We start from the raw sequence: 14,133 nt of genomic DNA, 5'->3' as shown, positions 1-14,133 counted from the left end.
CGAAGCAGAACCGGTGGTTGCCGAAGCAATCGGTGGATCAGCGCCGCCCGGCCCGACGGCGGCTGCCGTTCAGGCCCAGCGCCCGGGCGATGTTGTTCTTCTGGATCTCGTTGGTGCCGGAGAAGATCCGTGCGGGGAGCGCGTCACGCAACAGCGTCTCGGCCTCCCCTTCGAGGACGCCCAGCGCACCGCGTACCTGGATCGCGTCGAGACCCAACTGCACGGCGGCCTCGCTGACGGCCAGCTTCGCCAGCGCGGGGCCCACCTCGTCCTCGGAGCCACGCGCCAGTCCCCACGCGGCCTTGTAGAGCAGGAGCCGGGCGGACTCCAGCCGCAGGGTCATGTCGACGAGACGGTGGCTCACCGCCTGGAAACTACCGATGGGCGCACCGAACTGCTCACGCTGTGACGCGTATTCGACCGTCGACTCCAGGACCCGCTGCATGGCACCGAGATAGGCGGCGAAGAGACAGGTGCGCTCCCACTTCATGGACGAGGAGAACACACTCGCCCCCGCGCCCCGGGCCCCGAGCACATCCTCCGCGGGCACCACACACCCGTCGAAGTGCACGTCGGCCGTCGGGGAGCCCCGCAGTCCGACCTTGGTGTAGGGCGGCCCCACGCTGAGACCGGGTGTGCCCGCCTCGACGACGAACGCCGTCAGACCGAAGAAGCCGCGGCCCGGCTCGGTCGCCGCCTGCACGACGAACACATCGGCGACCGGTGCGTTCGTCGTGAAGCACTTACTGCCGTGCAGCACATAGTGGTCGCCCCTGAACTCGGCGCGCGTACGCAGGTTCAGCGCGTCCGAACCCGCCTCGGGCTCGGTGATGGCATGCGCCGCGATGCGCTCTCCGGAGCAGAGCGCCGGCAGCAGACGCCGCTTCTGCTCCTCCGTCCCGAACTCCACGATCGGCATCAGGGACGCGAACAGGTGCGCCGCGACGGAGAAGGCGAAACCCGTGTCGGAGGAGCCGTACCCGAGGGCTTCCATGACCGCTGACGCCGCGACGGCGTCCAGACCGCTGCCCCCGTACGCGACAGGGACGACGCCACCGACCACGCCCTGCTTGCCCGCGAGGAGCCAGCGCCTGCGGAAGTCGTCGGCGTCGAAGGCCCCACCGGTCTCCCCGCGCCGACCGGTCCCCTCGCGCCCACCGTCCAGCTCACGCCGGGCGAACGCCACCATCATGGTGCGCATCTCCTCGACGTCCGGGTCGAACTCGAAGTTCATCGTGATCCGTCCAGGTCTTCCATGGGTCGCGTGCGCTCCATGTGCTCTTCGTGCTCCTCGACGAGTACGTGGTAGTTGATACCGCCCGTGCCGAACGAGCTCACGGCGGCGCGCCTCGGCTGCCCGGGCCGCCTGTTCCACGGAGAGGGCTCGGTCGAGACCACGGCGGGAACGGCGGCCAGGTCGAGCGCCGGATTGAGGGTGTGCAGGTTCGTGTTGGGCGGCAGTGTGCGCGCCCGCATCGCCAGCAGCGTGCGCAGCAGCCCGGCGCTTCCGGCGGCGGCGAAGGTGTGCCCGTAGATCGACTTCGCCGAGCCGATCTCCAGCGGACGGGCACGCCGGGCCCCGCCGTAGACCTTGGCGACCGCGGCGATCTCCACCCGGTCGCCCACCTTCGTACCGGTGCCGTGCGCCTCCAGGTAGTCGACCGCCGAGGGGGCGAAGTCGACCTGGGCGAAGGCCCGTTCCATCGCGCGTGTCTGTCCCGCGACATCGGGCGCGATCAGGGACTTGGCGTCGTTGGACGCCCCGACACCCCGGACGAGACCGACGATCTCGTCGCCGTCGCGTAGCGCGTCACCGTAGCGCTTGAGCAGGAACAGACCGCAGCCGTCGCCCGGCGTGAAGCCGTCGGCGCCCGCGTCGAAGGGCGCGTTCCTGCTGTGCGACAGCAGACCGAGCGCCGAGCACAGGACCATGTCCCGGGCGTTGCACGCCAGTTCCACACCGCCTGCGATCGCGAAGTCGGCGGTTCCCGCGCGGAGCGCGCCGACCGCCACGTCGAGCGCCGCGAGGGAGGAGGCGCACGCCGCCTCCACGGCGAGGGGCACCGCGTCGAGTTCGTACTCGTTGGCGAGGAGAGCGGCGATCCCACTGGCCAGACAGCCGTCGAGCAGATCCGGCAGGACACCCTCGTCCGGCGGGCCCAAGGTCTCGCGCAGGGACGTGAGAAGCGACTTCCTCTGGAGCGCGGACAGACCGCCGAGGGCGTCGAGACCGGCGACCGTGTCCTCCAGATCCTGCAGTGACGACTCGGCGTTCAGCCGGCGCTCACGGGACAGGCCGAGATTGCTGCCGACGGCGATCAGTCCCCTGCCGTCCGATGCGAGCGTGTCGCGTCCGGCGAGGAGTTGTGCGGCGACGTCGAGGGCGAGGCGCTGCGCGCCGTCCATGGCGGCGTGGCGGGAGGGAGAGATCCGCAGACCGGGCGGGGGAGCGGTGGGCAGTGTCGTGTGACCGCCCTGGTCGGTGTAGCTGTGGGTGAGGCTCAGCGCGCCCGGGGCGTAGTACAGGTCCCGGTCGAGGACGCTCTCCGGCACCGGGCCGATCCTGCTGACGCCCGAGCGGACGGCCTGCCAGAAGCTCTCCGCGTCGGGCGAGTCCGCGAACCACCCCGCCAGCCCCACCACCGCGATCGGCTCGGCGTCCGACGCTGTGTCCCCGACCGCGTACCGGGCTGTGGGGCCGTCTCCGGGCAGCCGGGTGAGGGGGGTCGGCCGCGTCAGGCTCGTGGCCTCGGCGCTCTGCGCTCGGCCGGCAGGTGCCGTCCTCTCGTGTCCTTCGTGTACGACTCCCGCGTGCTCTTCGAGTACGAGGTGGCAGAGCGTGCCGGTGAGGGAGGTGCCGTGCACGGTCGCCCGGCGCGGGTGGCCCTCCTCGCCCGGCGGCCACGGCCGGCCCGCGTCGGCGTGCCGGAGCGGTGTGCCGGAGCGCGCGAACTCCGCAGCGTCGGCCGGTTCCAGCTGGGGCGGGATCGTCCGGTGGTGCAACGCGAGCGCGACCTTGCTGAGAGCGGCGATTCCCGCGTTGGCGAAGGTGTGCCCGAGCCGGTCCTTCACACTTCCGACGGCCACGGACCCGGCGGCGGCGCCCTCGTGGAGCGCGGCGAGCGCGTCCAGCTCCGCGCGGACCTCGTGGGCGACACCGGATCCGACGCACTCGACGTACTGGATCGTCTCCGGGCGCACCGCCGCCGCGCGCAGTGAGCCGACGGCCGTCGCGTGGCGGAGCCCGACGGACGGCGAGGCGGTGAAGGGGCCCGGGCGGGCGTCGTGACGCAGCGAGCAGTCGAGGATCGTGGCGTAGATCCGGTCGCCGTCGCGTTCGGCGGTGGACAGGCGCTTGAGCAGGAGCGCCCCGACGCCTTCGCCGAGCACGAAGCCCGAACCAGAACCAGAACCAGAACCAGAACCGGAGCCGGACCCGGACCCTGAGTCGTCCGTCGCGAAGGGCTGGCTCGTGGTGGAGGTCAGCCCCTTTGCGTCGAGCGCCCTGGCGAACAGCGGGCTCTCCCGGCGCTGTCCGGCGACGACGAGCACCGCGTCGGACAGCCCGCCGCGGAGATTGAGTACGGCCTGGGCGACACCCACGTACGAGGTCGCGTCCGCGGACTCCATGGCCAGCGTCCTGCCGTGGAACTTGAAGGCTGTCGCGATGCGCGCCGGGATCGTGCTCGCCATCTCCCCGACCCGGTCGTGCGGGGAACCGTGCAGGCGCCGGGCCAGGAGCAGCCGTAATTCCTCGGCGGCCTGCCTCGCACTGTGGGAGTCGGCGCCCGCGGAGAGAGCAGCGCGTTCGACCTCGCGGACATGACGACTTGCCTCGACGCGCAGCGCGTTGGCGTGCTGGCGGTCCAGGCCGAAGCACGTGCCGGTGATGACATCCGTTCGCTCAACGGGCAGCGCGCGCTCGGGGTGCCCCGCGTCCGCCAGACACTGCCGGGCGGCCTCAAGCATGAGAATCTGCATGCGGGCCATGGAACGCGCCTGGGCCGGCGGAATTCCGAACCGAGCGACATTCACTTCTATGTCATCGAGGCCCGGTGTCGCACGGGAGGTTGCCGTGACGGGATATTCACCGTTCATCAACTGCCAGTATTCTTCGGGGCCCTGCACGCCCGGGTACAGGGCGGCGATACCCACGATCGCCACGGGTTCCGCCGAATCGAACCGCATGATGTCTGAACACTCCCGCTGGTTGGCTCGGCCGACGGTTCAAAAGTTCCATGAGAGCTGAAAGCCGGGGAACAGCGAATCCCGGAGGGCACATACAAGTCGCAGGGAACGCACGGTCCCGTACGCGTCAGTTGGTGGCGGCGGCGGGTTCCCGCCGGCCCGGGATGACCGCGGAGGGGAGCGTCAGTGACGGGTCCTGGGCGAGGATCTCCGTGTGACGGCGCTGGAGCAGGGCGCCCGGCCGGACTCCCAACTCCTCGTCCAGTCGCCTTCTGGCCCACTGGAACAGATCCAGCGCCTCACCCTGCCGACCGGTCCGGTACAGCGCCAGCATGAGCAGCTCGCAGAACCGCTCGCGCAGCGGGTACCGGGCGACGAGCTGACGAAGCTCCGCGATCGCGCCCGCGTCGTCGCCCACAGCCAGATAGGCGCTGACCAGGTTCTCCCAGGCCGTGAGCCTGCGCTCGTCGAAAAGGGCGGCTGCCCCGCGGGCCCGAGGTCCGTCACCGGCGTCGAGCAGCGCCGGTCCCTGCCAGAGCCCGAGCGCCTGCTGCAGCAGTTCCAATGAGCGTTCCGGACGGACCGGCAACTCGGCGGCCCCGCGCGCGGCCAGGCCGAGAAACCTGTTGCTGTCGACGCACTCGGGCGGCACTTCGAGGAGGTAGCCGTTGTGCACGGCCCGCAGGACGGAGGCGCCCTGATGCTGCTGGGCGGAGCCGACGATCACCTTGCGCAGCCGTGTCGCATGCGCCTGCAGGGCATTCCGGGTGTTGCCCACCAGATGCCCGGACCACAGTTCTTCCGCCAGGTCCTCGTTCGATACGGCCCGGCCTGCTTCCAGCGCGAGAAGGGCGAGAAATGCCCGTACTTTATTGGCACGTATGGTGTGATGCTTGCCGTCCACGCTGATGGACACAGGTCCCAGAATGTTGATCCGCAAGCTGTTCTCCCGTTGTGTGCTGCGCGATGTGCTGCTTCATGGAGAGACCGGCGCCAAAGCCGCGCTGTTCCAGAAAACGCGGCTGAATTTTTGCTGGGGCTCAGTATTTCAGCCCTTCTGACGCATGTCATCGATCAGCCGGTCGATATCCCCCGTACACATCCGGTCGAGTCCAGGGGCGTGGTCGGCTCAACCTTTCGTTGAGGAGGGTGGCGACAGGAGTCAACGAACGGTGGACTGCGATGGGAGGACGGGGGAGCGGGACCTCGGCCGTTTGGACGAGTCCCGGTGGGGCGCGGTCCGCAGGGCGGCCGGACGACGCGGAATTCCCGCCAACTCCGCCCGACACCGCGCCGAAGCAGGTCCGGCCGGATCTCACGGCGGAGGGCTGCTCCGGCTGTCCCCCGCTGCCGCAGGGGGCTGCTTGCACCTCGGAGAAGGGGGACAGCCGGAGCGAGAAACGCCGGCCACACCTCTAGCGTGCTGGTGCATGACGTCCCAGGAGTCGCACCGAACGGACCGGACCGACACCCCTCGCCGCACCGTGCTCGCACTGGGCACCGCCGTGGCCGCCACGCCCCTGCTCGGCGGCGGCCCCGCCCAGGCCCGTACCGCGAGCAGCGCGCGCCAGGCGTCGGCCTCGGCACTGCACGAGCTGGGCATCGGCGAACTGCGCCAACGGATGGCTGACGGACGGCTCGACGCCGAACGGCTCACCCGCCACTACCTGGAACGCATCGAACGCCTCGATCCCCTCCTGCACTCCGTGATCGAGGTGAACCCCGACGCGCTGCGGGAGGCCCGGCGCCTGGACGCCGAGGGGGACCCCCGGAAACCGCTGCACGGCATGCCCGTCCTGCTCAAGGACCTGGTGGAGACCGCGGACCGGATGCACACCACGGCCGGATCACTCGCCCTGCGGGGCCTGCGTCCGGCGGCCGACGCCACCGTCGCGGCGCGACTGCGCGCGGCCGGTGCGGTCATCCTCGGCAAGACCAACCTGAGCGAGTGGGCGGGCGGTATGTCGCTCACCCATCACGCAGGCTGGAGCGCCCGCGGAGGGCAGACCCGCAACCCCTACAAGCTGGACCGGTCGCCGAACGAGTCGAGTTCCGGCAGCGCGGTCGCCGCGGCGGCGGGTCTGTGCGTCGCCGCCATCGGCACGGAGACCAACGGCTCGATCATCGACCCTTCCTCGGCCAACTGCGTCGTCGGCGTGAAGCCGACCGTCGGACTGGTCGGTCGCGGCGGTGTCATTCCCGGCGTGCCGAGCCAGGACAGCGTCGGCCCGATCGCCCGCACGGTCCGCGACGCCGCGATCCTCCTCGGCACCCTCGTCGGCGTCGACGACCGTGACCCGGCGACCAGGGCGAGCCGCGGCCGCTTCCACCGCGACTACACCCGGTTCCTCGACGCCGACGGACTGAAAGGAGCGCGCATCGGCGTACCGCGCACGGTGTACTTCGGCTACAGCCACCACGCCGACGACATCGCGGAACGCGCGATCGCCATCCTGCGCGAGGCCGGCGCGACCGTGGTCGACCCCGCCGACATCCCGACCGCCGAGCAACTGGAGGACCTGCCCAGCTCGATGGTCGTCCAGGCGTACGAGTTCAAGCGCGCCCTCAACGGCTACCTGGCCGCTGCCCCCGGCGACCACCCGCGCAGCCTGGCCGAGTTGATCGCGTTCAACCGCGAACACGCCGACCGTGAGCTGCGCTATGTGCGGCAGGACGGCCTGGAGGCCGTGCAGGAGCTGGACTTCGGCGAACGCGAGTACCGCGAGGCGCTGGCCACCAACCACCGCCTCTCGCGCGCCGAGGGCATCGACGCGGTGCTGCGCCGGTATCGCCTCGACGCACTGGTGATGCCCACGACCGGGCCGCCGGCGAAGATCGACCTGATCCGCGGGGACAGCTACGGCGGAGGCGCTTCGACACCCGCAGCCCTCGCGGGCTATCCCGCGGTCAGCGTCCCGGCCGGTTTCGCGTTCGGCCTGCCCGTCGGGCTGACGTTCATGGGTACTGCGTGGAGCGAACCGGTCCTCCTCCGCCTCGCCCACGCCTACGAACAGGCCGGGCAGGTCCGCCGCCCGCCGACCTATCGCCCGGCGGATGTCGGCTTCTGACCACGAGCGCACCGACAGTCACGCAGGCCGGTCACTTCGAGTGGTTACCGGTGCTCGCGCAGGACCGTGCTCAGAGCCATGGGCTCCCGGCCGAGCAGCTTGGCCAGGGTCGGGTCCACCGTGGCGAACTCACCGGCGCGGGCCGCGGTGAAGACACCGAGCAGCTGGTCCGCCGTCCCGGCGGGCACACCGTGGCCGATCAGCTGCTCCCGGAACTGGTCGTCCGGTGCGGTGCTCCTGGTGACGGGACGGCCCGTGACGTCGGTGGCGATGCGCGCGACGTCGTCGAAGGTCAGCGCCTGGCCCGCGGTGAGCGGAGGAGTGGGGCCGTTGAAGCTGCCCTCGTCGGCCAGCACGGCGGCGGCAGCGTCGGCGAGGTCGGCGTGGGCGGTCCAGCTCACGGGCCCGTCCGCGGGGAGAACGACCTGGCCGGTCTGCAGGCCCTGACCCAGGAACTGCAGCGCGCTGGAGGCGTAGAAGCCGTTGCGCAGGGAGGTGAACGGCACGCCGCAGGCCCGCAGTGCCTCCTCGGTGGCGGCATGGTCGCGGCAGGGCTGGAAGTGCGACGAGGCGTCGGCTCCCATGTGGCTGGTGTAGAGGATGCGGCGGGCACCGGCGGCCACGGCGCCGTCGATCGCGGCGCGGTGCTGCCGTACGGCCTCGTCGCCCATCTTGTCGACCGAGACGATGAGCACCTGGGAGGCGCCCTCGAAGGCGTGGGCAAGGCTCGCGGCGTCGGTGAAGCTGCCCTGCCGGACCCGTACCCCCTGCTCGGCGAACGTCTTCGCCTCCGCCTTCTGCGGGTCGCGGACGCTGATGCCGATCCTGTCCGCCGGTACGAGGGTGAGCAGTCGCTCGACGATCTGGCGTCCGAGCAGTCCGGTGGCTCCGGTAACGATGATCATGCGGGGCTCCCATGGCGGAGTGATGGAGTGGTGGAACAGAGGAGTTCCAGTGGAAACGTTTTGAGCGTACCATCGATATTAACGCTGGAAACGTAGATGCGATATCGTTGATATATGCCACCACATACACGCGCCAGGGACGGGGCAGCCGTCGAGACCAGGCAGCGCGTCATCGAGGCCGCCGCCGACCTGCTCGCGCGCGAGGGCCGCGACGCCGTCACCACTCGCGCGGTCGCGGTCGCGGCGGGATTGCAGCCGCCGGCCATCTACCGGCTGTTCGGCGACAAGGACGGGCTGCTGGAAGCGGTCGCCGAACACGGCTTCGCGACCTTCCTCGCGGCCAAACACGTCGATCCCGACCCGCGGGACCTCATCGAGGACCTGCGGGCCGGGTGGGATCTGGCGGTCGAGTTCGGGCTGGCCAATCCGGCGCTGTACACGCTGATGTACAGCGAGCCCACCAGGCCGGCCTCGCCCGCCTTCAAGGCGGGCATGGAGATCCTGATGGGCCGTATCCGCCGCCTCGCCGCGGGCGGTCACCTCCGTGTCGGCGAGGAGCTGGCGGTCTCTCTCATCCACGCCACGGCGCGTGGCGCGGTGCTCACCTGGCTGTCCCTGCCCGAGGAGCGCCGGGACCCCGCCCTGTTGTCCGTGCTTCGGGAGTCCATGGTCACCGCCGTGACCAACGAGGAGCCGGCCGTGCAGGACGCGGGCCCGGCCGGTGCCGCCCGTGCCCTGCGCGCCACGCTGCCCGAGCAGTCGGCCCTCAGCGGCGCGGAGCAGCATCTGCTGAAGGAGTGGCTGGACCGTCTCGCCTCCGACGGCTGATCGGCCGTGGCCCGGCCGCTTGGGCCCGGGTCGCCCGGACCCGGGCCCGCGCGGACGGTCAACTGCCGGGCACGGTGTCCTGGAAGGTGGTGCCCGCGCTGCGGTAGGCGTTCAGCTTCGTGGTGACCTGCGCCGGTGTGAGGACCTGGTCCTTCACATGCAGGACGTAGTCCACCTGCTGGTCGTACGCCCGCGCGGTGGTGCTGGTCTGGCCCGCGAGGTCGATCAGCCACTGGTTGAAGTTGATCGACATGGGCCGCTCCGGCAGGTACGCGGAGCCGTGCGTCCCGAAGAGCTGGCCGTCGATGTAGTACTTGATGGTGCTGTTGTCGATGGTCAGCACCAGGTCGTGCCAGCCGCTGAAGCTCTGCCTCGCCTCGGTGTGCTCGTTGACGGCCACCCACGGCTCGGCCTGGTACGTCTCCCAGGACGTCGTGTAGAGGATGTTGGACGGCTCGCCCCAGCCGCCGTTGGGCAGGTACTCGAAGTCGTACTCGGAGTAGTCGTCCGCCAGTGGTGCCTTGAGGTCGTTGATGGTGAAGAACGTCTGGACGAGACGGTCGCCGTCCGGGCCGTACTTGGGCGCGTCGTTGAACCGGACCCGTGCCGCGTAGGTGCCGTTCTTGAACTTCGTCGCCTTGGTGAGGATCTCGGTCTGCTTGGTGCTCGCCGCGGTGCCGGCGGTCGAGGTCTCCAGGTTCATGATGGAGTTGCCGCCCGTGCTCGCGAAGGTGACCTTGTCGGGTGCCCAGGTCGCGCCGGGCACGCCGGGACCACCGGAGTTGGAGCGTACGGTCCAGCCGTTCGCCGAGATCCGCGGGTCGCTGTAGCCGCTGTAGCTGAAGTCGTCGAACAGCGTGGCGGCGTCGGCCGGGGGATCGGTCGGCGGGTCGGTGGGCGGATCCGTCGGCCCGTTGCCCGCGGGCGCCTGGCCCCACACGGTGGTGCCGCCCAGTTGCGCGGTGACCTTGGACCAGTCGCCGTACGACGTCTGGGAGGCGCCGAAGGAGTAGTCGTCGCTCTGATTCAGTGACGCCCATGTCGACTGGTAGAACCGCAGTTGCAGATCGCCGGTGTCGGCGCCCGGGGCGAGCGACCCGGCCCCGGAGGTGAAGCCGATCTCCAGGTAGCGGTCGGCCGTGGCGGTCGGGTTGGCGAGCGTGCCGAAGGTGCCCGTGACGTTGGCGCAGCCCTTGACCGCCCAGGAACAGGCGAAGCGGTAACTCGCGCTCGCTGAGTCGGCCTTGAAGTAGTACCGGACCTTGACACTGCTCAACTGCACGGTTGCGGTACCGGTGTTCTTCACCTTGAACCACGGTTCGGCCTGGTCGGCACCGGCTCCGGTGGCGCTCGTACGGTACTGGACGCTCAGTCCGTCGGCGGCCGCGTTCGCGGTGGCCGGGAGTGCGGTGAGCGCGGCGGCGCCCATGGCCACCGCGACAGCGGTGTGTGCGGTGGCGCGCAGCCGGTTCTTGGCGAATCTCATGGTGGTTCCTCTCCAGAAAGGTGGGGTGATTCCCGGAAACGGACGGGTCGGGGGACGGGTGGGACAGGGAGGTGGGACCGGGGAGTGAGGTCAGGGGTGGTGGTGGACGCCGAGTGCGTCCAGCCGGGCCATGTGCCCGTCGAGCCGGGAGCGGAAGTCGGGCCAGTCGGTGGCGCCGCTCCAGCCGCGGTCGGCGAGGGCGCACAGCCTCGGATAGGTGAGGTATTCGATGTGCGCGGGCGTCGAGACGAACTCGGTCCACAGCTGGGCCTGCGTGCCGAGCACCCGTGCGGCGACCTGGGCGTCCGCCTCCGCCCCAGCCCCCTCACCCGCACCCGCACCCGCATCCGCATCCGTGTTCTCGGGCACCGGGTCATGGGAGTGGACGGCACGCAGATCGACGACGGCGCCGGGCTGCGCCTGCGGTTCCTTCGGGTCGTCGGACTGGGCGTAGTCGAGATAGGTGGCCCGGTGATGGGCGTTGATCACCGAGTGGCCGCGGCGGGCCGCCGTCAGGGTGTGGGCCGGATCGCGCCAGGTCATCACGGTGAACTCGGGGGGCAGTTCGGCGCCGGTCTCCGCCCAGCCGACCGGCCGGCGCCCGTTCCTGACGACGTGCTCGCCGACCTTCCCCAGGAACCAGCCGTGCAGGGCTTCGGGGCTCGACAGGCCCTCCGCCGCGGCTCGTTCACGTGCGGCGGCGCTGTGCGTCCACTCGGCGGTCGGGCACTCCTCGCCGCCGAGGTGGATGTACGGCGACGGGAAGACGTCCATGACCTCGTCGAGGACACCGCGGCAGAAGTCGAGCACCTCGTCGTGGACACCGAGGACGGTGTTGCACACCCCCCAGTGTGTCCACACGTCGAGGGTCCGCTCGGGGTGGTTGCCCAAGGAGGGATAGGCGGCCAGGGCGGCACGTACATGCCCGGGCATCTCTATCTCCGGCACGACGGTGACGCCGCGGGCGGCGGCGTACCGGACCAGGCCGGTCAGTTCGCCCCGCGTGTACGCCCCGCCGTGCGGGATTCCGTCGTACGTGCCGCTGCCGGCCGGGCCCCGCTGCGACTCGGCGCGATGGCCGCCGATCTCGGTGAGCTTGGGGTGGGCGGCGACCGGCATGCGCCAGCCCTGGTCGTCGGTGAGGTGCAGATGAAAGACGCTGATCTTGTGCAGGGCGAGCAGGTCGACGTACCGGCGCAGATAGGAGACGGGCTGGAAGTGGCGTGCCACGTCCAGCATCGCGCCGCGCCAGGGGTGGCGCGGGACGTCGGTGATGTCGGCGCACGGCAGCAGCCACTGGGTGACGCGCTGCGGGTCCGCCGACAGGGCTGCCGGGGGCAGGAGCTGACGGACCGTCTGGATGCCGCGGAGCAGTCCGGTGGGGTGTGCGGCGCGCAGCAGCACGCTGTGCGGGTCGATGGTGAGTACGTATCCCTCTTCGCCCAGGCCACCGAAGCCGCCCACGCCACCGAAGTCGCCGGGGCCACCGAAGTCGGCGGGCTCACTGGAGGCGGGGTCGAGCGCCAGGGTGAACTGCCCTTCCGGGGAGGGGTGCAGGGGCAGCCCGGTGGCGGGGGCGAGCAGGGTGCGCAGCAGGTCCGCGGCGGTTTCGGCGCCTTCGCCGATCCGCAGCGCCGTGTCGGCGTCGAGCGTGAAGTGTCCTGGTCGGAACGCGGCCTCGGTGGGACGGGGGACGAGGGTGGGCGCGGTTGGCTGTGCGGGCACGGATCGCCTCCGGAGCTGGGTGCAGCCGAGTACACGGGGAGCACATGGGGGGGGAGTGGCAGGGGTCAGCCCTTGACCGCGCCCGCGGCGAAGCCGGACGTGACATGGCGTTGCAGCAGCAGGAACACCACGAGCGCCGGGGCTGCGAAGAGGGTCGAGGCGGCCATGGTGGCGCCCCAGTCGGTGCCGAAGACGTTCTGGAAGGAGGACAGCCACACGGGCAGGGTGCGGTTGTCCTGCTGCTTGATGATGAGGAAGTTGGCGTAGGCGAACTCGTTCCAGGCGGTGATGTAGCCGAAGAGCGAGGTGGCCATGAGTCCCGGTGCCAGCAGCGGGAACGCGATGTGCCGGAACGCGCCGAGCCGGGTGCAGCCGTCGACCTGGGCCGACTCCTCCAGCTCCGGCGGGATCGTGCCGATGAAGCCCCGCAGGACGATGACCGTGAAGGGCAGGGTCATCATGAAGTAGACGAGGGTCAGGGTCGGCAGCCGGTCCAGCATGCCGGTGTCCCGGGAGATGATGTAGACCGGGATGATCAGTGACTCCCAGGGCGCCATCTGGGCGATGAAGACCATGAGCATGAACTGCCGGCGCCCCTTCCACCGCATCCGCGCGACCGCGTAGGCGGAGCCGAGCGCGACGACGAGGGAGAGCAGGACGGCGCTCAGCGTGACGAGGAGGCTGTTGCGCCAGAACAGACCGAAGCCGTCGGCTCCGACAGCGGTGCGGAAGTGGTCGAGCGTCCAGGTCCGCGGGACGAGCCGCGGACTGTCGGACTGGATGTCGCGGGCCGGGGTGAACGCGGTCGCGACCATCCAGTAGACCGGGAACAGGCAGAGCGCGACCGTGACGACGGCGGCGGCGTTGAGGGGGATGCGGCGCATACGGGGGCGGGTCGTGCTCATGCGAGCTCGTCCTCCTGGCGGAACATCTGGCGGAAGTAGAGGACGAGCACGCCCGACATCAGCACGACGGTCACCATGGAGGCCGCCGACCCGAGGTCGTAGCGCTGGCTCGACAGGGCGGTCTGGACCGCGTACACGGGCAGGATCGTGGTCGCGTCGCCGGGGCCGCCGTTGGTCATCACCCAGATCTGGACGAACGCCTTGAACGTCCAGATCACTTCGAGCGAGAACACCAGCAGGAAGATCGGCCGCACGACCGGGAAGGTGATGGACCGGAAGATCCGCGCCCCCGACGCCCCGTCGAGCCGCGCCGACTCGTACAGCTCGACGGGGACGGTGGTGAGGGCCGAGTACAGGGTGATCGCCGCGAACGGCACGGACTGCCACACGATGAGCGCGACCAGGATGGCGAAGGCGGCCGGTCCGTGCGCGAACCAGGCGTAGCGGTCGAAGGATGTGAACCCCAGGTCCGTCAGGACCGCGTTGACGATGCCGAACTCCGAGTGGAACAGCCACTGGAAGACGGTGGTCGCCGCGATGACCGGCATCGCCCAGGTCAGGACGAGTGAGCTGAGGACCGCGGTCCGGCCGAACCGGCCGAGCCGTTCGATCATCAGCGCGACCAGCGTGGACAGCACCATGATCAGGACGACGTTGACGGCCATGAAGAGGAAGGTGCGGCGTACGACCTCCCAGAAGCGGCTGTCGCCCAGCAGCGTCCCGTAGTTGTCGAGTCCGACGAACCGCGCGTCGCCCAGGATGAGTTGGCGCAGTCCGAAGTCCTGCAGCGAGATCACCACCGCGCGGACCAGGGGATAGACGAGCAGGTAGAGCGTGCCGAGGACGGCGGGTGCGATCAGGACGTACGGCCAGACGCCGGTCCCGCCGTCCTTCGACGGGCGGCGCGGTCCTGGGCCGGGCGAGCGCCGGGGGCGCCCGGCGCTCGGTGGGGGATGGGGTGCGGTCTGCTCTCGGACGGCCGTCACGGCACACTTCCTCCAGCGCGGCACCGGCGCGGACGGCCGGTG

General features: G+C 70.5%; 11 protein-coding genes. 3 read left to right on the top strand and 8 right to left on the bottom strand.

Annotated features, from left to right (window positions below):
- Nucleotides 1-37 precede the first annotated feature (37 nt).
- The 3 genes from redW to ACZ60E_RS10805 form a co-directional block, all read right to left on the bottom strand.
- Nucleotides 38-1,234, bottom strand: coding sequence for an L-prolyl-[peptidyl-carrier protein] dehydrogenase (gene redW, locus ACZ60E_RS10815; RefSeq protein ID WP_469439486.1), 1,197 nt, complete (start codon nt 1,232-1,234; stop codon nt 38-40).
- Nucleotides 1,231-4,188: a beta-ketoacyl [acyl carrier protein] synthase domain-containing protein gene (locus tag ACZ60E_RS10810; protein WP_469439483.1), complete on the bottom strand. Its 2,958-nt coding sequence runs from the start codon at nt 4,186-4,188 to the stop codon at nt 1,231-1,233. Before ACZ60E_RS10810 ends, redW begins: the two co-directional genes overlap by 4 nt.
- Before the next feature lie 127 nt (nt 4,189-4,315).
- A complete protein-coding gene (locus ACZ60E_RS10805; RefSeq protein ID WP_453790818.1) occupies nt 4,316-5,104 on the bottom strand; it encodes an AfsR/SARP family transcriptional regulator in 789 nt (262 codons plus the stop codon).
- 10 nt (nt 5,105-5,114) lie between these two features.
- On the opposite strand from ACZ60E_RS10805, the gene ACZ60E_RS10800 reads away from it, so the two are divergent.
- Both ACZ60E_RS10800 and ACZ60E_RS10795 read left to right on the top strand, forming a co-directional pair.
- On the top strand, nt 5,115-5,249 hold the full coding sequence (locus ACZ60E_RS10800) for a hypothetical protein (protein WP_384802213.1): 135 nt from the start codon (nt 5,115-5,117) through the stop codon (nt 5,247-5,249).
- A gap of 369 nt (nt 5,250-5,618) precedes the next feature.
- Entirely contained in the window at nt 5,619-7,256 is a 1,638-nt protein-coding gene (locus ACZ60E_RS10795) for an amidase (protein WP_469439480.1), read from the top strand.
- Between the two features lie 44 nt (nt 7,257-7,300).
- Here the strand turns inward: ACZ60E_RS10795 and ACZ60E_RS10790 are convergent, their stop codons facing one another.
- Complete coding sequence (locus tag ACZ60E_RS10790) at nt 7,301-8,161, bottom strand: SDR family oxidoreductase (protein ID WP_469439478.1); 861 nt, start codon at nt 8,159-8,161, stop codon at nt 7,301-7,303.
- A 114-nt stretch (nt 8,162-8,275) separates the two neighbouring features.
- Between ACZ60E_RS10790 and ACZ60E_RS10785 the strand changes: the two genes are divergently transcribed.
- Nucleotides 8,276-8,989 carry a TetR/AcrR family transcriptional regulator gene (locus ACZ60E_RS10785; protein WP_385831135.1) on the top strand — a complete coding sequence of 238 codons (714 nt, stop codon included), beginning with the start codon at nt 8,276-8,278 and terminating at the stop codon, nt 8,987-8,989.
- A 58-nt stretch (nt 8,990-9,047) separates the two neighbouring features.
- Here ACZ60E_RS10785 and ACZ60E_RS10780 read toward each other — a convergent pair whose 3' ends face one another.
- The 4 genes from ACZ60E_RS10780 to ACZ60E_RS10765 all read right to left on the bottom strand — a co-directional run bounded on the left by ACZ60E_RS10780 (nt 9,048) and on the right by ACZ60E_RS10765 (nt 14,091).
- Nucleotides 9,048-10,475, bottom strand: a complete 1,428-nt coding sequence (locus ACZ60E_RS10780) for a cellulose binding domain-containing protein (RefSeq protein ID WP_469439477.1) — start codon at nt 10,473-10,475, stop codon at nt 9,048-9,050.
- Nucleotides 10,476-10,565: 90 nt separating this feature from the next.
- Nucleotides 10,566-12,200, bottom strand: a complete 1,635-nt coding sequence (locus ACZ60E_RS10775) for a beta-N-acetylhexosaminidase (protein WP_469439476.1) — start codon at nt 12,198-12,200, stop codon at nt 10,566-10,568.
- Nucleotides 12,201-12,265: 65 nt separating this feature from the next.
- Complete coding sequence (locus ACZ60E_RS10770) at nt 12,266-13,105, bottom strand: carbohydrate ABC transporter permease (protein WP_384804401.1); 840 nt, start codon at nt 13,103-13,105, stop codon at nt 12,266-12,268.
- The gene (locus ACZ60E_RS10765) at nt 13,102-14,091 is read right to left on the bottom strand and encodes a carbohydrate ABC transporter permease (protein ID WP_469439474.1); all 990 of its coding nucleotides are present in this window, start codon (nt 14,089-14,091) and stop codon (nt 13,102-13,104) included. Before ACZ60E_RS10765 ends, ACZ60E_RS10770 begins: the two co-directional genes overlap by 4 nt.
- Nucleotides 14,092-14,133 lie beyond the last annotated feature (42 nt).

The sequence above is a fragment of the Streptomyces sp. NPDC102514 genome (genome assembly GCF_055584525.1).
Note: the sequence above shows the minus strand (reverse complement) of the source record. Positions and strands in the feature narration are given on the sequence as shown.

What these genes read in the sequence shown, in the direction of transcription:
- ACZ60E_RS10790 (WP_469439478.1), bottom strand. Translation starts at nt 8,161, where the DNA reads ATGATCATCGTTACCGGAGCCACCGGACTGCTCGGACGCCAGATCGTC.
- ACZ60E_RS10785 (WP_385831135.1), top strand. Translation starts at nt 8,276, where the DNA reads ATGCCACCACATACACGCGCCAGGGACGGGGCAGCCGTCGAGACCAGG.
- ACZ60E_RS10780 (WP_469439477.1), bottom strand. Translation starts at nt 10,475, where the DNA reads ATGAGATTCGCCAAGAACCGGCTGCGCGCCACCGCACACACCGCTGTC.
- redW (WP_469439486.1), bottom strand. Translation starts at nt 1,234, where the DNA reads ATGAACTTCGAGTTCGACCCGGACGTCGAGGAGATGCGCACCATGATG.
- ACZ60E_RS10795 (WP_469439480.1), top strand. Translation starts at nt 5,619, where the DNA reads ATGACGTCCCAGGAGTCGCACCGAACGGACCGGACCGACACCCCTCGC.
- ACZ60E_RS10800 (WP_384802213.1), top strand. Translation starts at nt 5,115, where the DNA reads ATGTTGATCCGCAAGCTGTTCTCCCGTTGTGTGCTGCGCGATGTGCTG.
- ACZ60E_RS10770 (WP_384804401.1), bottom strand. Translation starts at nt 13,105, where the DNA reads ATGAGCACGACCCGCCCCCGTATGCGCCGCATCCCCCTCAACGCCGCC.
- ACZ60E_RS10810 (WP_469439483.1), bottom strand. Translation starts at nt 4,188, where the DNA reads ATGCGGTTCGATTCGGCGGAACCCGTGGCGATCGTGGGTATCGCCGCC.